Origin of the sequence: Vreelandella lionensis, assembly GCF_002087295.1 — a bacterium.
Taxonomy (GTDB): Bacteria; Pseudomonadota; Gammaproteobacteria; order Pseudomonadales; family Halomonadaceae; genus Vreelandella; species Vreelandella lionensis.
Genome location: NZ_MWVI01000086.1, coordinates 1 through 24175 on the forward strand (window position 1 = coordinate 1; position 24175 = coordinate 24175).

General features: G+C 54.7%; 25 protein-coding genes and 4 pseudogenes. 17 read left to right on the top strand and 12 right to left on the bottom strand.

Annotation, left to right across the window (positions count from 1 at the left end):
- Nucleotides 1-211 precede the first annotated feature (211 nt).
- The 8 genes and pseudogenes from B4967_RS12375 to B4967_RS12410 all read right to left on the bottom strand — a co-directional run bounded on the left by B4967_RS12375 (nt 212) and on the right by B4967_RS12410 (nt 8543).
- The gene (locus B4967_RS12375) at nt 212-1132 is read right to left on the bottom strand and encodes a glycosyltransferase family 2 protein (protein ID WP_083025466.1); all 921 of its coding nucleotides are present in this window, start codon (nt 1130-1132) and stop codon (nt 212-214) included.
- Nucleotides 1133-1197: 65 nt separating this feature from the next.
- Nucleotides 1198-3246, bottom strand: a pseudogene (locus B4967_RS12380) (glycosyltransferase family 2 protein); the annotation flags it as partial.
- Between the two features lie 27 nt (nt 3247-3273).
- A complete protein-coding gene (locus B4967_RS12385) occupies nt 3274-4524 on the bottom strand; it encodes a glycosyltransferase family 2 protein (protein WP_161491511.1) in 1251 nt (416 codons plus the stop codon).
- Between the two features lie 46 nt (nt 4525-4570).
- Nucleotides 4571-5461 carry a PIG-L deacetylase family protein gene (locus B4967_RS12390; RefSeq protein WP_083025470.1) on the bottom strand — a complete coding sequence of 297 codons (891 nt, stop codon included), beginning with the start codon at nt 5459-5461 and terminating at the stop codon, nt 4571-4573.
- A 79-nt stretch (nt 5462-5540) separates the two neighbouring features.
- The gene (locus B4967_RS12395) at nt 5541-5879 is read right to left on the bottom strand and encodes a hypothetical protein (RefSeq protein WP_083025472.1); all 339 of its coding nucleotides are present in this window, start codon (nt 5877-5879) and stop codon (nt 5541-5543) included.
- Nucleotides 5854-6501 (bottom strand): GNAT family N-acetyltransferase, encoded by a 648-nt coding sequence (locus B4967_RS12400; RefSeq protein ID WP_161491512.1) that lies wholly within the window; start codon nt 6499-6501, stop codon nt 5854-5856. Before B4967_RS12400 ends, B4967_RS12395 begins: the two co-directional genes overlap by 26 nt.
- Nucleotides 6491-7759 (bottom strand): ABC transporter ATP-binding protein, encoded by a 1269-nt coding sequence (locus B4967_RS12405; RefSeq protein ID WP_083025475.1) that lies wholly within the window; start codon nt 7757-7759, stop codon nt 6491-6493. The genes B4967_RS12400 and B4967_RS12405 overlap by 11 nt, the downstream gene beginning before the upstream one ends.
- A complete protein-coding gene (locus tag B4967_RS12410) occupies nt 7749-8543 on the bottom strand; it encodes an ABC transporter permease (RefSeq protein WP_161491513.1) in 795 nt (264 codons plus the stop codon). The genes B4967_RS12405 and B4967_RS12410 overlap by 11 nt, the downstream gene beginning before the upstream one ends.
- Nucleotides 8544-8950: 407 nt before the next feature.
- Between B4967_RS12410 and B4967_RS12415 the strand changes: the two genes are divergently transcribed.
- The 7 genes and pseudogenes from B4967_RS12415 (at nt 8951) to B4967_RS12450 (ending at nt 13984) form a co-directional block, all read left to right on the top strand.
- Nucleotides 8951-9916, top strand: a complete 966-nt coding sequence (locus B4967_RS12415; RefSeq protein ID WP_139794491.1) for a hypothetical protein — start codon at nt 8951-8953, stop codon at nt 9914-9916.
- On the top strand, nt 9870-11219 hold the full coding sequence (locus B4967_RS12420; RefSeq protein ID WP_139794492.1) for a beta strand repeat-containing protein: 1350 nt from the start codon (nt 9870-9872) through the stop codon (nt 11217-11219). The genes B4967_RS12415 and B4967_RS12420 overlap by 47 nt, the downstream gene beginning before the upstream one ends.
- Nucleotides 11216-11590, top strand: a complete 375-nt coding sequence (locus B4967_RS12425) for a hypothetical protein (RefSeq protein ID WP_083025485.1) — start codon at nt 11216-11218, stop codon at nt 11588-11590. Before B4967_RS12420 ends, B4967_RS12425 begins: the two co-directional genes overlap by 4 nt.
- On the top strand, nt 11587-11952 hold the full coding sequence (locus B4967_RS12430; RefSeq protein WP_083025487.1) for a hypothetical protein: 366 nt from the start codon (nt 11587-11589) through the stop codon (nt 11950-11952). Before B4967_RS12425 ends, B4967_RS12430 begins: the two co-directional genes overlap by 4 nt.
- Before the next feature lie 92 nt (nt 11953-12044).
- Nucleotides 12045-12825 (top strand): annotated as a pseudogene (locus B4967_RS12435) (SapC family protein).
- A gap of 34 nt (nt 12826-12859) precedes the next feature.
- Nucleotides 12860-13072, top strand: coding sequence for a DUF6447 family protein (locus tag B4967_RS12445; RefSeq protein WP_083025492.1), 213 nt, complete (start codon nt 12860-12862; stop codon nt 13070-13072).
- Nucleotides 13073-13672: 600 nt separating this feature from the next.
- Nucleotides 13673-13984 carry a hypothetical protein gene (locus B4967_RS12450; RefSeq protein WP_083025494.1) on the top strand — a complete coding sequence of 104 codons (312 nt, stop codon included), beginning with the start codon at nt 13673-13675 and terminating at the stop codon, nt 13982-13984.
- A 246-nt stretch (nt 13985-14230) separates the two neighbouring features.
- On the opposite strand, the gene B4967_RS12455 is transcribed toward B4967_RS12450, so the two are convergent.
- A complete protein-coding gene (locus tag B4967_RS12455) occupies nt 14231-14527 on the bottom strand; it encodes an integrase core domain-containing protein (protein ID WP_207953629.1) in 297 nt (98 codons plus the stop codon).
- 51 nt (nt 14528-14578) lie between these two features.
- On the opposite strand from B4967_RS12455, the gene B4967_RS20475 reads away from it, so the two are divergent.
- From B4967_RS20475 to B4967_RS17910, 3 genes are all read left to right on the top strand, one after another.
- Nucleotides 14579-14713: a hypothetical protein gene (locus tag B4967_RS20475; RefSeq protein WP_279384717.1), complete on the top strand. Its 135-nt coding sequence runs from the start codon at nt 14579-14581 to the stop codon at nt 14711-14713.
- A gap of 186 nt (nt 14714-14899) precedes the next feature.
- Nucleotides 14900-15361: a hypothetical protein gene (locus B4967_RS12460; protein ID WP_139794493.1), complete on the top strand. Its 462-nt coding sequence runs from the start codon at nt 14900-14902 to the stop codon at nt 15359-15361.
- 88 nt (nt 15362-15449) lie between these two features.
- On the top strand, nt 15450-15632 hold the full coding sequence (locus tag B4967_RS17910; RefSeq protein ID WP_139794494.1) for a hypothetical protein: 183 nt from the start codon (nt 15450-15452) through the stop codon (nt 15630-15632).
- Between the two features lie 294 nt (nt 15633-15926).
- On the opposite strand, the gene B4967_RS12470 is transcribed toward B4967_RS17910, so the two are convergent.
- Nucleotides 15927-17231, bottom strand: a complete 1305-nt coding sequence (locus tag B4967_RS12470; protein WP_083025502.1) for a YfjI family protein — start codon at nt 17229-17231, stop codon at nt 15927-15929.
- A gap of 338 nt (nt 17232-17569) precedes the next feature.
- On the bottom strand, nt 17570-18130 hold the full coding sequence (locus tag B4967_RS12475; RefSeq protein WP_161491514.1) for a YagK/YfjJ domain-containing protein: 561 nt from the start codon (nt 18128-18130) through the stop codon (nt 17570-17572).
- 785 nt (nt 18131-18915) lie between these two features.
- Between B4967_RS12475 and B4967_RS12480 the strand changes: the two genes are divergently transcribed.
- The 3 genes and pseudogenes from B4967_RS12480 to B4967_RS21385 all read left to right on the top strand — a co-directional run bounded on the left by B4967_RS12480 (nt 18916) and on the right by B4967_RS21385 (nt 21196).
- Complete coding sequence (locus B4967_RS12480) at nt 18916-19170, top strand: hypothetical protein (protein ID WP_083025505.1); 255 nt, start codon at nt 18916-18918, stop codon at nt 19168-19170.
- 100 nt (nt 19171-19270) lie between these two features.
- Nucleotides 19271-20035 (top strand): annotated as a pseudogene (locus B4967_RS21380) (YqaJ viral recombinase family nuclease); the annotation flags it as partial.
- A gap of 194 nt (nt 20036-20229) precedes the next feature.
- Nucleotides 20230-21196: pseudogene (locus tag B4967_RS21385) on the top strand (recombination directionality factor).
- Here the strand turns inward: B4967_RS21385 and B4967_RS18075 are convergent.
- On the bottom strand, nt 21178-21330 hold the full coding sequence (locus B4967_RS18075; RefSeq protein WP_161491515.1) for a hypothetical protein: 153 nt from the start codon (nt 21328-21330) through the stop codon (nt 21178-21180). The pseudogene B4967_RS21385 and the gene B4967_RS18075 sit on opposite strands and share 19 nt — an antisense overlap.
- Between B4967_RS18075 and B4967_RS12495 the strand changes: the two genes are divergently transcribed.
- From B4967_RS12495 to B4967_RS12510, 4 genes are all read left to right on the top strand, one after another.
- Nucleotides 21329-22138, top strand: a complete 810-nt coding sequence (locus tag B4967_RS12495) for a DUF932 domain-containing protein (protein ID WP_161491516.1) — start codon at nt 21329-21331, stop codon at nt 22136-22138. The genes B4967_RS18075 and B4967_RS12495 overlap by 2 nt on opposite strands.
- A gap of 55 nt (nt 22139-22193) precedes the next feature.
- Nucleotides 22194-22718 carry a RadC family protein gene (gene radC / locus B4967_RS12500; protein WP_083025509.1) on the top strand — a complete coding sequence of 175 codons (525 nt, stop codon included), beginning with the start codon at nt 22194-22196 and terminating at the stop codon, nt 22716-22718.
- Nucleotides 22719-22920: 202 nt separating this feature from the next.
- Entirely contained in the window at nt 22921-23889 is a 969-nt protein-coding gene (locus B4967_RS12505; RefSeq protein ID WP_083025510.1) for an Rpn family recombination-promoting nuclease/putative transposase, read from the top strand.
- Between the two features lie 35 nt (nt 23890-23924).
- Nucleotides 23925-24161, top strand: coding sequence for an RpnC/YadD family protein (locus B4967_RS12510; protein ID WP_083025512.1), 237 nt, complete (start codon nt 23925-23927; stop codon nt 24159-24161).
- Nucleotides 24162-24175 lie beyond the last annotated feature (14 nt).

Below are 24175 nucleotides of genomic sequence, written 5' to 3' on the forward strand. Positions count from 1 at the left end.
CGGGGGCCGGTCTCACGGATTCAGGTATTAATAAGGGCCTGATGAATCTTATGAAATGATTGATTTCCGATTGATCAAAGCGAGTCGAACTGTCCATGGAGTTTTCCAGTGTGATGTTTAGGCAAAAAATTGTCCTGCATCATATGCCCTTCAGCTGCCTAGGTAAACCTTGCTTTTGGCGCATTGGAAGCAGAGCAAAAAAAGGCCTGAGCTACTGCCAATACCGATGATGCATCGAGATAGATTTTTTGATGGTGTTAGAAAGGTAGTGTTGCAACCTTCCTACTCGGTAGCCCACGTATTTTAACACCGTACGCAGGCCCGCTTCGGGTAAATACCAAGGGGCGTGGCGCATTAAATAGGCGATTTCTGAGCGCACAAAGCGCGCTCCTTCACCTTCTGCTGGGCCAAGCCACGTTAACAGCCACTGCTCGCGATGATGCAGCACCCCGATATCAAAGTACCGCTTAAACTCTTGTACCAGGGTGTAATTGTGCGAATGATAAACACACGCCGATGCTTGATAGGCGATCTTCCAGCCCTGCTTTAACAACCGCGCCCCCGCAATCATATCCTCGCTTAAAATCGTGCGATGCGGGAATCCACCAGCGCCTATGAGCGCCTCGCGGCGGTAAGCAGCAAACGAGTTCGATAAAAAAGCCGTTTTGATGCCTTTTGTCGGAATATCATCGCTGCTAACCACATACGAGCGGGCCGGATAATTAAAGAGCCGAGCATGGGCGGCAAGGGGGGTGGCATCGTGATGCGGTAACTGACGCCCATAAGCAGCCCCCACCTGCGGGTCTGCAAAGGCGTCAACCAGCTCGGTAAGACTATCGGGGCTAGAGAGTAAGGCATCCTGGGTCATAAACACCACAATATCCTGCTCAAGCCACTGCAGCGCCTGGTCGCGGGTGGCGCCATGGTCGAACGCTCCACGCTCAATCACCCGAACGCTTGCCCCCATGGCTTCCGCCTCCTGAACGGCGTCATCGGAAGAGGAAGAGTCCACCACCAGTAGCGTTACCTCTGGCAAAAGAGGCGCCACGCAAGCGAGCCACGCTTGCCAGCGTGAGCCCGCATTAAGCGTTGGTACGCAAATCGCAACCGAAAGTGGCGGCAACACAGCCATGGCCTAGCGCTCGCCTAGCAAATAGTTTTTAACCCGGCGCTGCACACTCGGCGGTACCCCCCGAGCTAAGGTCGCAACCAAGCCTGCTCGCGTAACCGGTAGAGCACAAGCACCGCTCGCTGCCACCAAGCGCGAGAAGGTTCAGGGGCAACCAATGCATAGGTTTCCCACTGCGAAGGAAAGGGCACATCGGCAGGCGTGGTGGTATCCTTCAATACCGCCGTATACGCCTCTTGATAAAACTCAGCGCTAAGCGAAGAGAGCGACGAGACATCCAACGCCTCCGGTAACTGGCCGGTGCGCTGTAGCGTCTGGAAGTGCTCCACCCAGGAAGCAGGCGACGTATCCCACGGCATTAACCAGCTCATTGGGCGATGAGCCAACCGCTCAGAGAACGCCCCCAAGGCCGGTGCTACCACCGGCAGCCCTAACGTTAGGCAAGTGCTTAGGGTATAGCTATAGGTTTCAGGGCAAAGCGATGGGAACCACACCACATCCGGCTGCCACTCTTCCAGCATACGGTGAAGCTGCTGTTGCTCGAACGGGCCAGTGACACAAAGGTTTTTCGATGTCTTCAGCGCGCGGTAACCATAGCCAAACAGGCTAAACGTTAGCGGCGCATCCTGTTTAGCCGCTTCGCAGGCCACTTCCTCCAGCACATCAGCGCCTTTCATGGGGGAAAGGGCACCTAATACCGCAATGCGCAGCGGCCTCTTGCCATCCACGAGCAGCGGGGCAGGGGTAGGATACTGCTGCTGCAACTGATCCGGGTGCCCGGCGACCGTCACGGCTAATTCAGGGAAGTAGCGCTGAACACGCTGAGCCGTAGCGGCGCTAGGTGCAATGACCCGCTCACAGCTGGCAAGCCATTCACCGGCTTCTAACCGCCACTGCTCAATCGAATCGGCCCCTGCCACCGGCTGAGACACCAGGCACGCTTTACACTGCTCCAAGCCCAGCTCGACACAGTAACGGCCCTGCTCGGTGGTCATGCTAATTTGCGGGCACACGCTGTAAAAATCGTGCAGCGTGGCATCCTGCGGCACGTTTAACGTGCTGGCCAATGTGCGAATACGCGCATCAAAGCCCAGCCAGTGGTGCCAGTGCAAACGCTGCACGCCTAAATAGCGCAGCATAGCGACCAGCGCCGACCAATCCTCAGTGGCGTGATAGCGTAGCGTTAGGCCACCTTTAGCAACATCCCGGCTCAATACCACATAGCCGTTGGTGTCTGGGCGTAATATCAGCCAATCAATCTCAGGGAAAGTCTCGGCAAGCTCGCGGCAGTGCTGTTCGGTGCCGCCGCCGCGTTGGTGGTTAAGCATTAGCACGCAGGGGCGCTGGCTTTGGTGCAACTGCTCAATTTCAGCCGCCATGCGCGCCTGTTTGGCGGGGTCCTGCTGAATAAACATATGCACACGGCGCTGAAAATCAGGGTGCAGTTCATCCATCACCGCCAACGCCTTCTGTACCCGCTCGGGCTGGCTAGCCCCAAAGCTTACGCTGCCTTTATGCCAAGCAAACACATCCAGCGCGTGCACATGCCGCCAACCCGCATAAATAGCCCGCATGCAGAAGTCGTTCTCTTCGCCGTAGCCTTTGCCAAAATGCTCTTCATCGAATAACCCGATGTCATCCAGGCAGTCGCGGCGAATATACATACAAAACCCAATCGCGGTGGGAATATCCACCGTGCGGCCACGGTTAGTGGCTGCAAACAGCCGGTCAATCGCCAATAAATCGTAGCCGTTAGGGAGTTCGTTATCGTCGCAAAAACGCGGGTAGCTACAGATAGTGGCGTTATTGGAAAACGGCGTAACGCTGGAAACAGGCCGCTCGCCGCCCTGGTAAGCCGCCGTAATCAGGCGGTCTAGCCAATCGTTAGCCACTTCCGCATCGCTGTTAAGCAGCACCACATCGGCCCGCTCGGCATACGCCATGCCCCGGTTAACGGTGCCCACAAAGCCTAGGTTCTGCTCATTTTCCAATAACACCATCGGCTGGTGCTTGGCTGCTTCGCGCAACCACTCCGTGACTTCCGGCTCTGGGCTGGCATCGTTAATCACCACCAACCGGTACGCATGGCGTGGGGTGGCGGCCCACACGCTCTCTAAACAGGCGCGCGTTTCCTCAAGGCCCTTCTATACCGGCACAATGATAGCAATAGGGCCAACCGGCGCTTTTTGACGGCCTTTTGCCGGGGGTGGCGCAGCGGGAGCAGCCGGTGTGAGTGCCGCATCAGGCGTGGGTTGGCGCAGGCGGCTCATCAACCAACGTAGCGGCGCGGTTAAGCGCATAGAGCGGGAGTTAAGCAGCGCCTGAAACGACCTTTCCAGCGCCGTAAAGTGGCTCTCTAGCGTGTTGTAGCGGTTTTCCAGAGTGCTGTAATTCGCTTCCAAGGAGCTGTAATTCGCTTCCAGCGCGCTGCGCTGCTCTTCCAGAGTACGGTTATGCTCCTCAAGGGTGAGGTTATACGCCTCAAGGCTTTTTATCTGGCTATTTAAAGCCGCCGCGTCTTCCTGGTACTGCTCTACATCTTGCTTGTACTCGGCATATACCGTACGCGACTCGCTATGCAAAGCCGCTACATCCTGGCGCAGCTGGCTGATATCCCAGCGCTGCTGCTCGCTAAGATCGTTAAGCTTGCCAATGCACTGGCTTAGCACGTTCAGGTCGGCGCTGGGCAGCCACTTGCGGTAAACCGTATCGCGGGCGTGCTCATAGCGCTCGGCGCTACGCTCAGCCGATAGCCCAGACTCACCAAGGCTAAGCCGGTAAGTCGCGCTTACCCCGGGCGCATGGATAAACGCCCCTTGGGTGGCCAGCTGTAACCAGAAATCCCAATCCTCCAGCAGGGTCAGCTGGGTATCAAACCGCGCATTGGCCTGCTTTACCGCCGCCATGCGGAACAATACCGCATGAATAGGAAGCGTATTACGTACCAGCAGCTCGCCTTCTAGCCAAGGCGAATCCATCACATCGTCGGTGCTGTTTTCGGTACTGGTCTCGGTGTTGTTGCCCGCTTGCTCCAGGCGTACGCCCGCATAAGCTGCTGGCGCCTCGTTGGTAGCCAGTGCCGCCAGTAAGCGCTCAAGATGGTTAGGATCAACAAGATCATCCTCATCCAGAAATAGCGCGTAAGGGGTCGTCACGCTATCCAGCCCCGCATTGGCGGCCTCTGCACGGGGCAGTGGGGTAGCGGAAGGAATAATCCGGCAGGGTAGAGACACCTCAACGGGCAGCGCTTGAAGTTCGCCCCCCGTTGCATCAATCACCAGAATTTGAACATGGCGGTAGGTTTGCGCATCCAGCGCTTCCAGTGCATCCCGTAAACACGCCCGATTCATGCTGCGTACCAGGACACTAACGCCTAAAGGGTATTGTTCATTCACAGCCATAAAAATCCTAAAATAAAAAACCGGTAGCCTGTGTCAGCTGTTAACGCCCTAATAGACGCTTTAATCGAGTGAGCCAACGCCAACCTCGAGACGCCAGAATGGCATCCAGATAGGCGCGTAATTCCGTGTACTGCGCATCGCGTTCGGCCAGCCGCTGGCGTAGCCCGTCACTGGTGGCCGCGTGTGCCTGATGGGCAGCCCGTTCAGCATGATAAGCGTTTTCGCAGCGCAGCAAAGCAAGATCTTGCTGCGAGGGCAGGCGCTGCTCGGAAAACGGCTCATGCGCCTCTAGCACATGGAACGCCTCTGCCGCGCTAACACCCAGGCCAAGGGTGTAGCTGCGGTAAGTATTGAGCCCAGCAATTTGTTCAGCGTAGCGCTGCTCAGCCAGTTGCGAGGTAAAGCAATGCATGGCCTCGCGCTTTAAACGCTCCACCGAAGAGATATCGACAAGATCCGTAACGCTCAGCGGCACGCCAATTTCATACAGCGCCAGGGTCAGCGGTGCCTGAGTAGCACGATGATAAGCACGCACCGCCTGAATAGCGGCATCGCATACTGCCCGGTGGTCCGGGTGCATTTCCCACAGCGAAGGAGCAAATAACAGCGTAGGCTGGGAAGAGAGCAAGTGCTCGGTCAACTGCTCAATCAGCGCTGCCTGACTGGCTTCCAGCCCACGGTCTTCAAATGACCACTGCAGCGGCGCTGGGTAGCCCAGCAGGGTGGCCGCCGCCGCCGACTCCGCATAGCGCGTTTGCGCCTGGGGCCCTTGGCTAACAAGAATTACCTCAATGCTGGCCCCGCCGCTAGCCAACTGGGCCAGCGTACCGCCGCAACCAAATACTTCATCATCCGGGTGGGGTGCCAACACCACTACCCGCGTATGTTCAAAGGCCGTGGTTGAGTACGGCACATACCATGCTTCTCTCATGCGATGACACCTTTTCCATAAGGTACTGCGTGACTAACGACAACGTGATTCAACACCCAACAACACATGGCCGCCTTCACTAGCTAAAATCCGTATCGCCACCCATCAGCCACCAGTGGTGGCGGGGTTCCTGCCCAAGGGGCAGCCCATTCCCTTGGCTACCCGGAACCACCACCTCCGTTTCACTGACCACCGCTGACGTGCCCTCCAGTGCATTAGCAACCGCAGGGGTCATCCAGGCAATCAGCTGCTTGGCCCCCATACGCGCCGTAATGTGGCGGGCACACGCCACCACTTCCGCCATGGCCGTGGTAGGGGCCACAATATCCAGTAGCTCTACCGTTTCCGGCGTATGCTGGCGCAATCCACACACACGCCCAGCGTTTTCCGCGTTAGCCCGTGAAACACCCGCCAGCACACATACCCCCTACCAGGGGCGCGCACAAGCGCTGCTGCAGCCACTGCCCATCACGCTTGCCCACCGCGAACGGCGCCAGAGTAGGGGCCATGGCCTGCCACAGGCGGTCTACCGTGGCGGCATCGCGTTCTTGCAGCGGCGTTGCCGTGGTAAGCCAGCGCCGCTTGGGCGCGCTTTGCCACGTTGCTTCTACGATCCGGTCGGTATCGCAATAAAGCTTCAGCGCGCTACCCAAGCGGGTATGGCGAGCATGCGGAAAGCCAAACGCATAGCGGTAATCGCACGTTTCCCCCACTTTTTCAGAGAAGAAACGATGCACCACCTGATAGAAAGGGCCACGCCTTGTCAAAATGCCGCGATAGCGCGGGTCTACCATCACATCGCCCATCTGCACTGCCGTTAGCTGGCGCCCGCCAAACTGAACAGAGCGGGGCATACCGCCGTTAAAGGCAATAATGGTATCGCCATCTAAACACACCACCCCAGGGGAGCTGGTGTCGCGGTACTTCCACGCCCACTCCTCACGGGTCATGGGCGCATCAAAACAGCGTGCAAACAGGCTGAGTAACGCCTCGGTATCTGCCTCGGTAGCCCAACGGGTTTGCCAACCACTACTGTTCACGACGGGCACCTGCTGGCTGAACCGTTAGCCACTGGTGGGGCAGCGTTACCACGCCACGCGCCACGCTCTCTTGGGTGACATGAAAACTGCTCACCGGATCAACCCACTCATAACTGTGCAAACCGCGCTCACAAAACAGATAAGCACCCACATGGTACTCACCCTTTAACAGCGCCAGTTGCGGAAAGTGCAACGTAATCTCGCCTTCACCATGGGCATCACGCGGCACCACCACGTCAGATTCCCAGCTACCCGCGCTGGTCACAATCTGCCCAGAGGGCGTAGAAATAGTGGCCGCAATGCCGGGGCAGGGCAGCGCCGGGTCGCTGGCAAAGCGCACATGAATGCTTAAATCGCTGCTGCCGCTAAGGGCAGAGTGCTGCGGGGTAGCAATTTCCCCATCCACCCTCACTTCGGTACCTAGCAAACGGGCGCTGCCCTGGGGCGGTGCGCGGCGCTGGTCGGCGGCGGCACTTTGCTGAACCCCGCGCTCTTTCTGTTCATCGCCTGCTAAAAACTGCTCGTAGCGCGGCACCACCAGCGAAGGCACATCATCGGCAATTACCTCGCCGCCCTCAATCCACAGGGCGCGGTCGCATAGGGTTTCCACCTGATACAGCGAGTGCGAGCAGAACAGAATGGTAGCTCCGGCATCGCGCAGCGCCATAATGCGGTCGAACGACTTCCGGGCGAAGGCCCCATCCCCTACGGAAAGCGCTTCATCCACCACCAAAATATCTGGCTCTACGCTGGTCGCCACCGCAAATGCCAGCCGCACATACATACCGCTGGAGTAAGTTTTTACCGGCTGGTCGATAAAATCGCCAATACCCGAAAAGGCATGAATATCATCAAACTTGGCCTGCACCTGCGCACGGCTTAACCCAGCAATGGCCGCCGACATAAACACATTTTCACGGCCAGTAAATTCCGGGTTAAAACCAGACCCCAGCTCTAACAGCGCGGCAATTTTACCATTGACGGTAATGGAGCCGGAGCTAGGGGAAAGCGTATTGCACACCAGCTGCAGCAGGGTAGATTTACCCGCCCCGTTACGCCCCACCAGCCCTACTACTTCACCCCTGGCAATGGTCAGGTCGAAGGGTTTTAACCCCTGAATGGTATCGAAGCGAGCCAGCTTCCGCAGCCCGTTAAACTGCAGCAGCAGCCGGTCTAGCGGGCGGTGGTAGCGGTAAAACGTCTTACTCACCTGCTGCAGCTCTATGGCAGGTGTAGAAGGTTGCGCGTCATAAAACATCAGCAAAGCCTCCGCGCAATTTATTAAACAGCCAGTAGCCAGAAACAATCATCATCAGCCCCGCCAGCGTAAGCCCAGCCAACGGCAACAGCGCAGGCCACTGGTGCAGAAAGATCACCTCGCGCAGCTGGGTAATCAACAGGGCCAACGGGTTAAGCAAAAAGGTGGATTGCCACGCCTCCGGCACGGTAGAAAGCGGATAAAAGATCGGCGAGAGAAACATTAATATAGACGTAAAGAGCGCCATCATCGGCCCCAGGTCGCGCAGGTAAACCCCCAGCGCCGAAAGCCACAGCCCCAACCCCACCAGCAGCAACGCAAACGGGGCCACAATAAGTGGCAGGGCCAGCCAGGTAACGCTAGGGCCGGTTAATAGCGCGGTAAGCACCAATAATAAGCACAAACTGGTGAGCGCCTGAAAACTCGCCGCCAACACGCAAGACCAAGGCAGCAAGGTAAGCGGAAAGACCACCTTAGTGACAAGATTAGGCTGGCTAGTGACCAACCCAGGGGCACGGTTCACCCCCTCGGCAAACCAGTTAAAGGTTAACAGGCCCGCAAATACCTGTAGTGAAAAGTCCATTTGTGCCGAACCGGTGGCTTCCACCGGCCACTTCAAATTGAAGAAGCCATAAAACACCAGGGTAAAGGCAGCCAGCATCATCAAAGGGGAGAGCAGGGTCCAGCCCAGGCCCAACAAAGAACCACGGTAACGGCCTACCACGTCTCGCCGGGTGAATTGCCACAACAGGTGAAAGTGGCGAAGTAAAGGTTGTGCAGCCAAAGCAAGCTCCCGCATGGGCAAAGGGCGCTATCTTACCCCTAGCGCTGCTAGGGTGCCAAGCAGGCCAAAAATGACAAAAAATCCACAATTGCCATCACCCGCGTTCAGCCTCCGTATAAATGCCTATGCAAGAACAACAAGTTAGAGAACATTGTTTTTTTATTAGTCTACTAAACGGTGTATTAGCGCAAAAATAAGTCAGAAAAATTAAGATTTTCAACTATCTTGTATGATTAACTATGCTTGCACCCAGGAACTATAGTTGGCATATTGCCATCTGGCTGGCTTGAGGTTCTTAGTCAAACCCTATTGGCTGATAAAGAAAAGCTGTATATCATCGCTCTGCGATATCGCAAAACCGCAAGCAGCAAAAGTGGTTGGGTATCTGAGCTTGTGCTAACGTAACTTTGCGTGGCTCAGGACTGAAGCCCGACAACGTTGTCAAGATTGCAAGGAGTTTTATCTCAATGGCTATTACTGCACAGCAAAAAGCGAACCTGTTAGGTGTTACATCTTTCATGTTCAACTTCGCACCGGATCAGGCTTCTTACGCCCGTTTCGAAGCGCGCATCGAAGCTAACCCGAGCTTCTACGCTCTGGGTACTGACCTGGCCCGTACCGAAGCGTACACCAGCCAGTTTGCTGAAGGCGCAACCCGCGCTGAAAAAATCGACCTGATTCTGGGCCGTCTGGGCCTGACTGAAGGCGAAGGCTACGAGCGCGGCGTTGATTTCATCAACCAGCGTTTGGATGCAGAAATTCCTGAAGGCCAAGTGCTGATGGAAATCGGCGAGAAGCTTCTGCAAGAAACTCCGCCTGCTGGCCTGGAAGGCGCTGCTGCCATCCTGCAAAACAAAATTGCTGCTAGCGAAGCTTACCTGGAAAGCGGTATCGCTGGTTACAGCAGCGACACTCTGCCGGAACTGCTGGCAAACATCACTGCTGACGCTGCTTCTGTTGAAGAAGCCCAAGCAGCTATCGACGCGGTAGCAAACGAAGGCGAAGCCTTCAGTCTCACTGCAGGTCCTGCAGCTGATACTGTTTCTGGTACAGCAAATAACGACACCATCAACGGCGCTTCCGGCACGTTGAATAGTAATGATGTCATCGTCGATGGTACTTCCACCGATAACGACACTCTTAACGCTACCGTGACCGTGAATAATCTTACGCCTACGATCTCTGGCGTTGAGAACCTAAACATCGCTGGTCAGTTCACCGTGACAGGTCTGGACTTTGCCAACGTAAATGCTGCTTCCAAAGCAACATTTAGCGGTGGTGTTGCGACCACCACAGCGACCCTCACAAATGTGGACGCCTGGCTCTGTGAAATCGATTGTTGCAGGCTCGAATGTTCAAACATTGAACATTAGCGCAAATGCAACAGGTACTGGCGGTACCGTCAATGTGGATAATGGCGCTGCCACCACCACGACTTTCGTTGCCGCTGCCGGTGCAGATGATGCGTTCAATGTAACCCTCAATGGTAATACCGCGATTACTGGCGGTGCTGCTGTCGAAGCGCTTACCTTGTCAGCTGCAGACACCTCTGCGGTAAGCCTGGATGCTATTGGCAACACCCTGACCGCTGCAGGGAGCGGTAACCTGACACTGACGACAGCAAACCTCACCGGTGAAACCGTTGTTAACGAAAATACGGGTACTTTCACCGTCGTTAATACTGGTGCCGGTGCAGTTGACGCCAGCAAGGTCAATGCTGATCTGATCAAAACTACCGGCGCTTTGGGTGCTAACAACTTCACTGTGGCAAATGGTGCAAACCTTGAAGTTGCAGTTAACTTGGGTAACGCAGCATCTACCATCGCTTCTGCAGCATCAACGGCAACCACGAATGTCGTGAACACTAAGTTCACCACTGCCGCGACTCAGGCCGGTGTTGTATTCAGCAATATCAAAACAGCCAACATCGAAGCTGCTGCGCCTGCAGCGACGGGTACGGACCTGACATTTAGCGTGCTAGATAATGGCACCAATAATCTGGTCATGACTGGTGCAAATGATGTTGTAGTAACTGCCGGTACAGCAAAAAGTATGGATGCTTCTGCCCTGACAGGTAAGTTTAACTATACTCAGGCTACTGATGCTGAAACCACAGTTAAAGCAGGCAATGCTGCAAATACTGTTACGTTTGCGGGTACTACCAACAAGAGCACCTACGAAGGTGGCAACGGTGGTAATACCGTTAATTTGGTTAATACGACCGGTGTAGCAAATGTCACAACCGGTACTGGCACTGATATCGTCAATCTGACAGGTATTCTGGCAGGTACAGGTACTTTGAACGCCACGCTTGGTGATGGTGCCAACACCGTGACAGCTAACGCTGCCACCACCGGTACTATCAATGTCATCACAGGCGCTGGCAAAGATAATGTATCCGCTAATGGTCTGACGTCGGGCACATTGGTTGTTCAGTCTGGCGGCGAAGCGGATAATGTCTCAGCTACCGCATTGACGACTGGCGTTCTTTCACTTGACCTGGGTGATGGTAACGACACGTTGACCACTACTGCTGCGGGTGGTGCTGCCACAATCGTTTATAACGGTGGTGCTGGTACCGATAGCCTCATCGCTTCAGCGGGTGCTGACTTCTCAGGTGCACAGTTCAGCTTTCAAATGTCGAGACGATTGGACTTGCTGCGGCGGGTACAATGACATTTAAAGCCTCTGTCCTGAGCGGCGAGTCTTACAACATCCAAGGCACGGCCACTGACAATACAGATGTATTGGCGGTGACTGCTTCTGCTGCGACTGAAGGTCAGACAATCGATCTGTCCGGTCTTAAGATGGATAGCAGCCTGACGAAGGCAATGCAGGACACTACCATTACTGGCAGTGGTTATGCTGACACCATCACCGGTACAAACGTTGCTGACTCATTACCACGGGTGCTGGTAGTGACACCATCAAGTTTGCCGCCTCAGCAGCGCTTAATGGTACTGACACCATCACAGACTTTACCGAAGGTGCCGGTGGGGATGTATTCAACTTCGCTTCCTTCCTGCCCGGTGGAGCTGTCGAGGTGAATGGCGGTGCAGGTGGTGCGATTGTACCATTTGCTGATACTGCAACTGCAGACTTCAATATCACCAATAAAGTGGTATTCTTGGCTGATACAGCTGGTTCTGGCAGCATTGCTACTGTCGACACGGCTGCTGAAATTGCAGCACTGATCGACGGTGCCGGTGACGCATTCAGCATTACTGCTGGTGGTAAGGGCATCGTGATGGCTGGTGAGAACACAGGCGCATCAAATGGCTTTGCATACTTTGTCAACGACGCAAACAGCGATGGTGATGTTTCAGACACAGGTGAAGTCACCCAAGTTGGTATTGTTGGCACCTTGGATCTGGATGCGCTCACTACAGCCAACTTCGCTATTGCGTGAAGTTAGTTAGAGTGAATGCCTATCCTCGATAGGTAAAAGCATAATAACCCCCGGCCTCGGCTGGGGGTTTTTATTCAGTATCAGGAGCTTTTATGCCCCAATGGATCGCGCTGTCGCGCACTCAACACGCCGATCATTTCTATTTGCCTCGGCAAGGCTATACCTTTGCTGATCGGCAAGTCATAGCCCCCATCCTGCTCGCGGAATTGCCCAAGTTGTTACCGCACTACGCCCTGGGTTTTATCAAGCAGGAAGCGGGCTATCAGGCGGTGGCCTTTCTGAGCCTGGATGGTCAGACCAACCTCTACCTGCATAGCGATGGCCGCTGGCTGTGTAACTATGTGCCTGCCTCACTACGCGGTTACCCCTTTACCCTCGCCAATACCGAAGATGGACAGAAGGCGCTCTGCCTGGATCAAGCGCATCTGAGTGAAGAGCAGGGCGAGCCGCTGTTTGATGAAGAGGGCAACCTGGCAGCAACTGTTCAGCGAACCCTGGAGTTTCTCAATCAGTGCGAGCAGAACCGTGAGCCAGCAGTCGATGGATGCCCTGGCGGAAGCGGACGTCATCGAGCAGTGGCCACTCAAGATCGAAAGGGGAGAAGGGCAGGAACCCATCAGTGTGAACGGCCTGTATCGGGTAAGTGAGAAAGCCTTAAACGCACTGGAAGCCGATGCCTACACCAAGCTGCGCGGCGGCCCGATGGCCCTGGCCCATGCCCAGTTGCTATCCATGAGCCAGCTCATCCAGCTTTCCGAGCGCGCGAAGTTCCATGCCGAACACGGCGCTACCCAGGAAGTACCGGAAAACCTCGACAGCGTGCTGGACGGCATGGACGATGACGACGACCTCAGTTTTGATTTCGATAGCTAATAGATTCTTTAACCCCAGCAAGGAGCCAACCCCCATGGCAGATGAACAGACCCAAATCCTCACCATCGACGGTACGGAATATAACGTGGCCGATCTTTCCGAGAACGCCCAGAACCAGGTGGTCAACCTGCGCGTGACCGATGCGGAAATTGAAAAGCTCAAGCAGCAGCTGGCGATTTACCAAACGGCACGTACCGCTTATGCACGGGCGTTGAGTGCGGAGTTCCCCAAGAAGGAAACTCACTAAAGTGGGTAAGATAACGTTATTACTCGTCACCGCCGTGCTGTTAACCGGCTGTGGCGGGGTACCGTTCGTGCCGATTATTTGATAAGCGCTTCAATGCCGCCTCGGGCGGCGTTTTATGCCGTTTTGTGGAATAATTGGTTTGCTTAATCTCTGATTGTTTGTATTCAAAATTGTAAGTAATTGATAGGAATGTATTCGAGGGCAGTTTATTTTTCAACGTGTGATATTACGGGTAAAAGGTTCCTTCTCAATGAAGGGGCCTTGGCGGTTAATAGAGAGAGCGGGGAATGGTATTTTTGTTCACCAGGAGTGGAAGATCAGGTGCAATATAAATCAGAATTTCCATGTGATTACAAGATTTCAGATCAGGTCGAAATGCTTCATTTTTTAGCATATTTAGCGCATAAGGATTGGTTTGAACCGACTAAATTTTTCACTAAAATTCGCCAGCTTATGCCGATCAATTAGCCTGTGGAATACCTGTGGAATAGATGTTTTGCTTCATGCCGTCTCGTGCGGCGTTCTATGTCGCCGTCTGCATTGATTTTTCTACGGCATAAAAGCGGCCCTGTAGCCGCTATAAGCTGCTAAAATCCTTTCATGACTGCTTACCCCGAATCCCAAGGCCCTGATGAGGCGCCTATTCCACCTGCCACCCGCACGGCCCTGTTGGCCGAGCTGGAGGGCTTTGAGCATTTGCTATTTGAGCCCATGACCCAGGCCGACCTCAACGGCCTCTACGCCCTGTATGATGCCTGGGTAGCCCGGCTAGGTGATTCTCCTGAAGCGATCGCCCTATGCGATGCCCTAGACGACTTTATCGAGGCAGGGATTGATGATGGCGACATGGAACGGGCCTATCTTGATCTGGTAGCGTCCGTGCAAACCGGCAGCGACGCTACGCCAAGTTAGGCTTATTGAATACCAGCTGTAGGGTGCAAAAACTCTACTTTGAGCAATATCCACCCATGTTGATGTTTGCGCACTGCTGAGCTTTTGAGCACCACGTTAATCTCAATAACGGTTTTTATGGATGAAAGTGGGTGAGGGTGGGGTAAAAGTATCCGTAACCGTTGCGGAATTTGACTTTTAGGCACAGGGCATTCTCGGCTGTGGTAACCGATACCCGATGTAGCAAGGATTGAGAGGCGTTGAATACTAGGCGCCTTGTCGGTAGCTGTGATGCAAGCCACCCAGCCATGCGATCGACTCTATCGGACAGTCGCCTTGTTCAAAGCTCCCTTCATTACAGGCATCGATCTGCTCGGGTGCTTCGCCGCCATTGGCCCGGTGAGGGCGTGCCGTGTTGTAGAACTGCTTAAATTCCCGCAGTAGTCGATTCAAGTGCCGCTCGTTAATGGGAATGACCGCGTTCAGTAGTTCGTTGGTTAGGGTGCGATTGAATCGCTCAACAATGCCATTTTGCTGAATACACTTAATGGCAGTGCGTATCACTTCAACGCCCATGGCAGGTAAGGTCTGCCTGATGACGGGCAGGAAGATACGGTGAACCTCTCAATTTCGCAGACCCACCTGCTGGTCCGGTTGGCGAGACTGAACCCTGGAAACGTGGCAGCACCTGCAAACCTGGATGCGGTGTTTGGCGATGACGAGGAGTTCAGTTTTGATTTCGATAGTTAAAAGACGCGTAATGATGAAAGGCAAATGGCAGGCTTGGCCGTCATGCTCACGCTGAGTGGCTGCGGCGGCGTGCCTTTCTACCGCTTATTTAAAGGGCATTCGTTCATCCAAAAATAAACTTGCTCTGTCGGTAACCGGTGGGGCATTTTATCGGTTAGATAAGCCACTAGTGGCCGGGATATCAGAGTGAGCATGATTTCGGAATTGACACGCCAGCAGCTAACGCTCCAGCAGCGTCTTGAAGATAGAAAGTTTGCTGCTAATGGGATTGATTATGTTCCGGCTCTCTCGCAATTAGAAGCAATGATTGTAAGTCAGCAACTCGATCCTCGCGACGATTGGCGGCTAGGGACGCGTGAGTTAGAAAAAGACACTTATCGAAACGCGCAACAAGCCATTCGAGATCACTGGCTATCCGCTTACCATCAAGTAGCTTATTTCCAGTATTTATTGCACGAGGGGCAATCAAAAAGACGGCAGATCGATCATCCTAAAAAGCAGATTCTTCATGATAATCAAATGCTTATGAGCTTGTCAGAAACATTGGCTTGGGGGCATTACCATTGGGCGTTTGCCGAAGATTTTTTTGGTATCAGTACACGCATTTATGCCCAGCGCGCGCGAAGTGGTGGGCGAGTCAAAAGCTGATAAACATGACGAAAGCCAAGCCATTCTACGCTGCCTCATCAACCTACAACTTGAGCATCACCCGCCGAGTGATAAGGGCTGGCCAGACATGCACGATACGTCCGAGCTACTGGCTGTCAAGGTGGAGCGGTTAGCGAAGGAGCAGCACTTTCCGATTCAGCAGCGCGGAGAGGATCTTGTCGGGGAGATTTTCAATTTGCTTATTGAAAATAAAGGGGTCAACAAAGTGTATGAAGCGTTTCGTATACCAGTGGGTGGCAGACGTCGGTGACGCGCTGTCTACGACACATCTGTTTATCATACCGCCTTGAGAGATCCTTATTCGCTCCCATGCATGTAGGCATGGGAGCAAAGTTAGACGGTGCGAAGCTTAATAGATAGTGGGTTGGGTGGGCAAGTTAGCTTGATGTGTGGGCTGCGGAACGATGGGTAGCCAGGTCATTACGTCCAGCGTTGCCGTCGTCCCATCCATAAATTGCACGACTTGCCCATTCACCTGAAGTTCCTCAATAGCAGCGAGTAGTCGGTCGCGGTTACGCAAGACGTTGGGGCCGCGCTGGCGTACCTAGGTGGGTCTTAAAAAGCGAATTCCTCGGTTGCGGTGATCCTGAAACCAGTTGTTGAGTAGTTGAGCATCTCGACATATCTGAGGTACAGGCTGAAATACCGAGTGGAAATTGACGGACGACCAGTTGCATAAATCAATCGCTTGCAGCAGCGTTTCTGGCCGGATGAGGCCTTCTTCTCCCTCGAACAAGTGTAGGCTGCCAGCCGGCCGTGCAGCGATTTCTGCAAGCTTAGACGCATGATCCTGACTGTGCTCAAAGCGTCCACCAGGCTGCATCTCAGCCTCAATTTCATTGTAGTACTGCACCCACATTCGAATTGCTTCCTGGTCAAATTCGAGCACGGTGGGATTCGTTTCCGGTGCAAACAGTAATAGGCGGTTTTCTCGTGCCAGTGTTTCCAAGCGTGCCCCGCCTTCCTGCCATGCTTCCCACTTGGGGCTGGGCGCTTCTGGGTTTAAAAACCGCTGTCCGCTTAGGGAGGCTGGCTGACTCACTAATAGCCTCGCATAAAGGCCCGCCTCTCGGGCCTCATCGCCACGTTTGTCAAGGTGGGTTTGCACCACACCGGGCTGGGTCATGGCCAATACCCCCAGGCTAACATGATCTAGCTCTAAAGCGGGTTGGTTCGCACGGTCAACGGTGATACGATCACCACTGATAAGGGCGTTCAGTTTGCCAAAGGCCTTGAACATGGCGCTATCAAACAGCGTTTTACCTTCCGCTGTAATTAAACTGGCACTTGGCAGTTCATGGGCGAGATGAGCGAACAAGGAGGCATCGGTGGCATCCTCGAAAGCGAGGCTGAACCGCCTTGGGTGATCGGGTTTTACGTTCTCGTGTGCTTTGAGGGCAGTGCTGTCTATTTCCACAGGCGTTCCCTTACCGCGCTGGCGTTTAAAAGCACGCAGCAGCCCGTCACGTTCCGCTTCCCATTGAGCAATCTCCGCTGCATGCTCTTCCAGTCGCTTGCGATACACTTGGCGTTCCTCCCACTCGACTTTCAACAAAGGCTCCATTAATTGTTTAAGCAGCGTGGATTTGCGGCCGCCAGAAGTCACAATAATTAAAATCGCTAAGCTAAGCGGTCTAAGCTGATGGGTCGGCAGTTTGACCCGGTAGCGTCCCTGGCAGGTCGTGCTGATCACTCCCAGTAACGCGTAAAGCACCATATCGGTGGGCACCTGTAGGTGATGGCTCAACTCCATCACCGTTTTGGTAAAGCGCGTATCGGTGAATTCAGTCAAGTGAAGTTGACCAGGTGGTAGCAGTAACTGGCCGTAAGGGGTCATGGGGTAGCTCATGAGGCATCTCCTGTGGTTAGTAAATAGTCGAGTATCAACTCGACGTCACCACCATAAAAAATACCGATAACGGGTAATACGGCGCTGCTTTTATCAAAGAGTGATAAATAAGCAGAGCTATTGACAGTTGTTCGCTTTCATGGTTTGTGAGTCAGTGTTGCAGAGGGCATTCTATGCGGTACACGTGATATTGTTGCTACGCCTAGCAGGAAAAGCAGTGCCCTCACGGTATCGGTGAGGTATGACTGCTCAAACGGGGTAAATGACACGCTGTAAATTGGTAACCCTTTGTTAGACATTGGTGGCGTAAGGTCGGCGTAAGCAGCGGGAACGTCCTCTCATAATCGACTGCTGCCGAACGAATGGCCGTAAGGTATTTTGCTATACGCTTTACATAAATAGCTGGCTGCATAGAAGACCGATGCTAACGTCTCGTCATCGCCAAGACGGAGGCAGTATTCCACTGGCGTTGGTGTGTTGGGATGCAGGCAAACCTGCACACGACCTCCCATGTTCTCTAAGGGCCATTCAATGGCTCGCGCCCAAGAGCGCACCACCCGATGCGTGAGATTGTTGCGATAGTAGCCACCCCCCGGTGAAGGTGAGTAATTCCCTACTGTAAAAATCGCCTCGTAATTAAGCAGCAGCATTAAATGATAATGATGGGTCTCTCTGCTTTCGTGTTCTCGCGCCCACAAGAAGCGTAGGCAAGGCCGATACTTTCCCGCGGTTGCCGCTAACTCGCGCTTTAAATAGCGCCAGAAGTTAAGCAGCAAAACATTGTGATGATCCAGGGTCGCCGCCGGATACCCCTCGGGAAAGCGCAGATCCATGCGGCAAACGAAGGTTCGTCGTTGGCAGGCCATGACTTGCTGAAGGATATGCAGCGAACGCTCCAAGTACTGCTCAATTAACGGGCCATTAACATGCTGATAAACAGGCATACCTGTGAAAGTGCCACTGTAATGGCATTTCCAGTGTGGGTTATGGGGGTGACGTTTGGGGTGTTGCGCAAAGCGATGGTAAGAGGACATGGGTGATGTATCTCATGGGTTACCAGACCCGCACGGGTGAGCCCCAGCCTGCTAGGGCCGGTGTATGAGCAGTGTGGTGTGCCTGTTGCGTATTGGGTAAGGCCCGCTACGGTGAGTAGCCGAGCCGTCTGTAGGGTGATGCGGATAGAAAGCGAGTGAGTAGCTAACACCGTCAGGTCTGCAATGCAGAGCGCCTTAAGACGTTGGTGTTGGCCTCGTTACGTCCGATAGCTAGGAAGGGCAACCTGCAGGCCAACCCTGTCTTTTAAAGGGTAATGTAGGGCGTTAGTGGAGGCGCTTTGTTATGTCGTGTTTAGGGTAGGACGCTCCCCTAGGTGGGTCGCTCTAAGTTCTACATGGTTATTATTTCCTTCTTATAAACCCTATAGTACTTATACCGTCTATTTATCCTAAGAATAGTGATGCTTCAACCCTGTATGAGCCCCGTCAGTTGGGCATTGAGGGTATGAACACCAGAGAAAGATGGCTTGTCATAAATTTACATTATTATCAATGAGATAAAGAAAAATCCTGCATAACCCGCCTTTGTTCACAGCATGAGACACGCCAGTAATTTTTTTTAGACCTATATCACTAAGGGGATAGCACTCGGCTATCAATGTGTGTCAACGCCTTTTAAGGAGAGAAAGATGACACGATGCCCTTACTGCGGTGCTACACCGCTATCTCCCCCTCGCTTGCAGGCACGCCAACAGGCCTGCCAAACCGGTGCTCAGCTGGGTGCCGCGTTAGGTGCCATTAAAGGACGCACCGGCATGGCCATCGGCAGTGTGGCCGGTGCCGTCATCGGCGGCTTGCTGGCCGCTCAGCGCTGGTGGCCAATCAGCGGTATAGCCTACTGCCAGACCTGCCATCGAACGTTGCCCGACGAACCTGCGAGCTGACCCCCTCACCCCTAACGCTGATTCCCTACATACCGGTTTATCACCATGCGTTCGCCGCCTATTGAGCCGTGATGCCGTGCTTGTTTTTCAGGAGAACACCATGAGCCAGAACACCCATCATCAAGAGTCAACGTTTGTCATCCCTGCCGAGCAGGCCCAGCGCACCGTGCTGTTGCCTGTTGAGCAGACGGCACCACCGGTCAGTGATAACCCTGAACCCACCGCACCTGCCAAGCCCAAGCTCTCTGCCCAGGCTAAACCGGGGTCGGTCACGGCCTCTGTTTTGGATGCCATCGAGCAAAGCAACCTGCCCGCACCGGTCAGTCGTGGTGCCCGCGTTAAACGTCCACCTACACCGCCTCGCCGCTACCGTGATCAGGCACGGCGTTTGGTGGATACCCGCGCCTTAGATCGCACCGCATGGCTGTCGATTCGTCAGAGTGGTATCGGAAGCTCTGACGCTGCTGCAGCAGTGGGCCTGCATCCCTATAAATCGCAACTTGAACTGTGGATGGAAAAAACCGGGCGTCAGTCAGGTCATACTGAGCCGACTCACGACCAACAGCTGACCAGCCCCTTGCATTGGGGTCAGATCCTCGAACCCATCGTGGCGGAACACTACGCTCGCCACACCGGCCATCGGGTGCAGCGGGTGAATGCCATTCTGCAGCACGTCGAGCATCCCTGGATGTTAGCTAACCTAGATCGCGAGATCGTCGGTAATGACGCTGTACAGATATTGGAGTGTAAAACCGCCGGGATCTATGGGGCCAAACTGTGGAAGGAGGGCGTGCCCGAATATGTCCAGTTGCAAGTGATGCACCAACTTGCGGTAACGGGCCAGCAGGCCGCTGACGTAGCCGTGCTGTTAGGCGGCCATGAGCTACAGATTCATCGCATTAAACGGGATGACGCGATGATCGATCAGCTGATTGCTCTGGAGCGCCAGTTCTGGCACTTCGTGGAGACGGGCACCCCACCGCCTGCGGATGGCAGTGACTCAGCGGATCACGCCCTGCGGACACTCTTCCCCCAAGACAATGGCGAAACTCTCGACTTCTGCCAAGACGCGGGCCTTATCTGGGGCGGATTACCATCGGTAAACTGGTCGAGGAACAACGGCAAGCGTCTGCCGCAAAAAGACGATCAATTCACCATCACCTCGCAACTCCAGACCAAGGAAGGCTGGATACGCCACCCACTCGATGAGCAGCTACGCAGCGCCCAGGAAGGCAAACTCAGGACGATTCCCATCCGGCTGCTGTTCAGTGACCCCGACCTGAATCTACGCGCCGAGTACGCGCTGTTTGATCGGCAAACGGCCAGACCACTGTGCGTGGGCGACGGTGAGCAGTGCAAACGGCGTACTCGCGACGGTATGGAAACCTTGCCATGCCCGGCCCCTGATGCCTGCCCCTTGGCCCAGGGCGGCGCTTGCAAGCCCTACGGGCGTTTGAACGTGTTGATTGGCGATGACGACCCGCTAGGCAGTTTTATCTTCCGCACTACCGGCTTTAACTCGATCCGTACGCTGGCCGCAAGGCTCGCCTACTTCAAGGCGATCTCGGGTAACCGGCTGGCCTGTATGCCGTTGGAGCTACGGCTACGCGGTAAATCCACCCGCCAGAGCCGGGGCACGGCGATCTTCTACGTCGATATCACTTTGCGCGATGGCTGGACGCTGGAAGAGACCCTGGCCGAAGCGCAACGCCTGGATGACGTTCACCAAGCCACCGGGTTTGATCAGAAAGCGCTGGATAAAGCCGCGAAGGCAGGCTTTGCCAACGGCGCCTTTGAGGACAGTGCCGAGGAATCCAGCGACGTGGTGGAGGAGTTCTACCCCGAGGCACCAGACACCCCACCGGGCAAGCAGGACGCCCATGCCCCGGTGACGCTGGCTGACAAGCTGCAGGCCAAAAGCCAGCAGGGTAAGCCTGAGGCATCAGAACCGGACAGTGCCGACCCAACAGCACCACCTGCCGATCATCCCCCACAGACCTCGTCTCGTCAGGCCAAACGCGCCTGAATGTTGATCTCAAACATTACCCACTCACCACTGCTTTCGATGTAACACCACCACCGCTCAATGACGCCCGCGGCCTGTTTGGCGCGGGCCGTTATGCCGTGGATGAACGATAAACCGATAAGGAAACTCACCATGCGTATTCTGACTCACGACCAACTTCACCGTACCGCTCCGGCCATCTTTGCTAACCAACCCGATGAAGCGGTCTCCGACCGTTATGGCTTCGTGCCCACCATCAACGTAGTCGATGCCTTGCAAGCCGAGGGCTGGTACCCAGTACGCGCCCAGCAGACCAACGTTCGCCAAGCCGAACGCCGCGACGTAGCCCGGCACATGATCCGTTTCCGGCAAGACCCCGATCGTCAAATGACCGTGGGCGATAGCGTCACCGAACTGGTGTTGACCAATAGCCATGACCGCACGGCGGCGTTTCAGCTTGATCTGGGGCTGTTTCGGCTGGTGTGCCTCAACGGCATGGTCACGCCAGTGGGCGACGTAGGCGGTATCCGCGTGCGTCACGGTAAACAGATTGTCGATGAAATCCTCGAAGGCTCCATCCAGTTAAGCCACCAAGTGCCCCGCATTGCCGAGGGGGTCGAGGCGTTCCAATCCACCCTGGTCAGCCGAGGCGAAGCCCAGCTATTTGCCGAGGGGGCGTTGTCGTTGCGTTACGGCGACGACTGGGCGCAATCAAGCCCCGTGCAGCCTGGGGATCTACTGGAAGCCCGCCGTAGCGAAGATGCCAACGGCTCGTTGTGGAACGTATTTAACCGGACGCAGGAGAATCTGTTCAAGGGCGGGTTGCGGGGTCGCTCTCCATCCGGTCGGGCCACCCGTACCCGAGCGATTAACAGCGTGACCGAAGATGTGCGCTTAAATCGCGCACTTTGGAAGCTTACCGAGCGCTTCGCCGAGCTGAAGGGTGCTGATTTGGTTGCATAAATCGATGGCATTTTTTCTACGGATTTTTCTACAGAACGGCCCCTCAGGAGACACCATGAACGCACCGCTCAACGCCTCGCTACTCACCAACCCCCAACTGATCGCCGGGGAGGAGCCCGGCACCTACCGCGTCAATGGCGACGTGACCGACGCTCAGCTGTTACACCTGGCCAAGATGATCGCGCAGAAGCGGCTTAGTAAAGGCAATAAGCTCGGACGCCCCGACGAGGTTCACCGCTGCCTGCAAACCCTGCTGCTCGACTACCCCTACGAAGTATTTGGTACGTTGCTATTAGATACCCAGCACCGGCTGATCGCCTTTGATGAGCTGTTGCGGGGCACCATCGACTCAGCCAGCGTCTATCCCCGCGAGGTCATCAAGCACGCCATTGAGCACAACGCCGCCGCTGTGATCCTGGTGCATAACCACCCCAGTGGCGATCCTGAACCCAGCGATGCGGATCGACGCATAACCCAGCGGCTTCAGGAAGCGCTGGGCTTGGTGGATATTCGTGTCTTGGATCATGTGGTGGTGGGCCATGAAGGTTACACGTCGTTTGCTGAACGGGGGTGGCTGTAAGGCCACTCTCGTTATTAACCCAACACCTCAATATTCCGTCTCACCTGCCTCACGCCTGCCCTGACCGGCAGCGTGAGGCGGGGCTTGTCGCGTGGCGTTCTTTTTTTCTTTACGCAGTGAATAGATAAGATGAGAGGGCGTGCGGTTAAGCGTTTGCCAGCGCGGGCTGTGATAGAATCAAGACATTGAGATAGGAGCGCGCATGGCCAATAAACAGCATAAACAACACGATACGGGTTACAAGGAGCTGTTCAGTTACCCCGAGTTCGTTCAGCAGTTGATCGAAGGCTTTGCGCCCAGTGAAATCGCCGAGCTGATGGACTTCACGACGCTCAAGAACCACAGCGGTAATTACATCACCCCGCTGTTTGAAGAGAAATTCGAGGACGTGGTGTGGTCGGTTAATGTCACCTGGGAAGGGACGACGCAAGAGATCTTTCTGTATATCCTGCTGGAGTTCCAGTCCTCGGTGGATCGCACCATGCCAATCCGGCTGATGCACTACGTGGCCTGCTTCTACGATCACCTACTCAAAAATGGAACGACAACGCCGCACAAAGGCTTACCGCCTGTCCTGCCAATAGTGCTTTATAACGGTTCTGAGCGTTGGACAGCCCGGCAGGATATTTACGAGATGGTGCATCCTGAACCGCCTGCGTTTTTGCAGGTCTATCAGCCGCACCTGCGTTACTATCTCGTCGATGAAGGACGCTATACTGATGAAGAACTGAGCTTACGCCAGACACCGTTGAGCGGTGTTTTCAGCATCGAGAATGCGTCGACGGATAGAAAAGGGCTGCAGCAGGCCGTGGATCGGGTAGTTGCGATTATTCAGGCCGACCCGAATAAGGAACGCATCGACAAGATCATTACCCGCTGGCTCAAGCGTCACCTGCAGCGGCTCAGAGCTGAGATCAACCTGGATCAGCTCAACAGTGTGGTGGAGGATAAAGATATGTTAGCAGAGAATTTAGAAAACTGGGCACAGCAAGAGCGCCGAGCAGAGCGCCAGAAAGTTCTGCAGGAAGCAGAGGCCCGCGCTTTAGAAGAAAAGCGTGAAACGGTCCGTCATCTACTGACATTCGGTGTGCTCAGCGATGAGCAGATTGCCGAAGCCACAGGGTTAGCGGTTGACGAGATTGGCAAGCTGCGGATTGAAGATAAGCACTGATTCCACCTTTCAACAGTTTGGTGGAGGCTAAAGATATGTTGGCAGAGAATTTAGAGAACTGGGCACAGCAAGAACGCCGTGCAGAGCGTCAAAAGGTTTTGCAGGAAACTGAGCAGCGCGTATGGGAAGCTGAACAACGCGCCCTAGAAAGCAAACGCAACGCGGCCCGCAAGCTGATCGCCCGTACTGAAATGGATGACCAAGCGATCGCGGAGATCGCCGATCTATCGGTAGAGGAAGTTGATAAACTGCGTGCCGAAACACGGCACTGATCTGCTTTCATTTA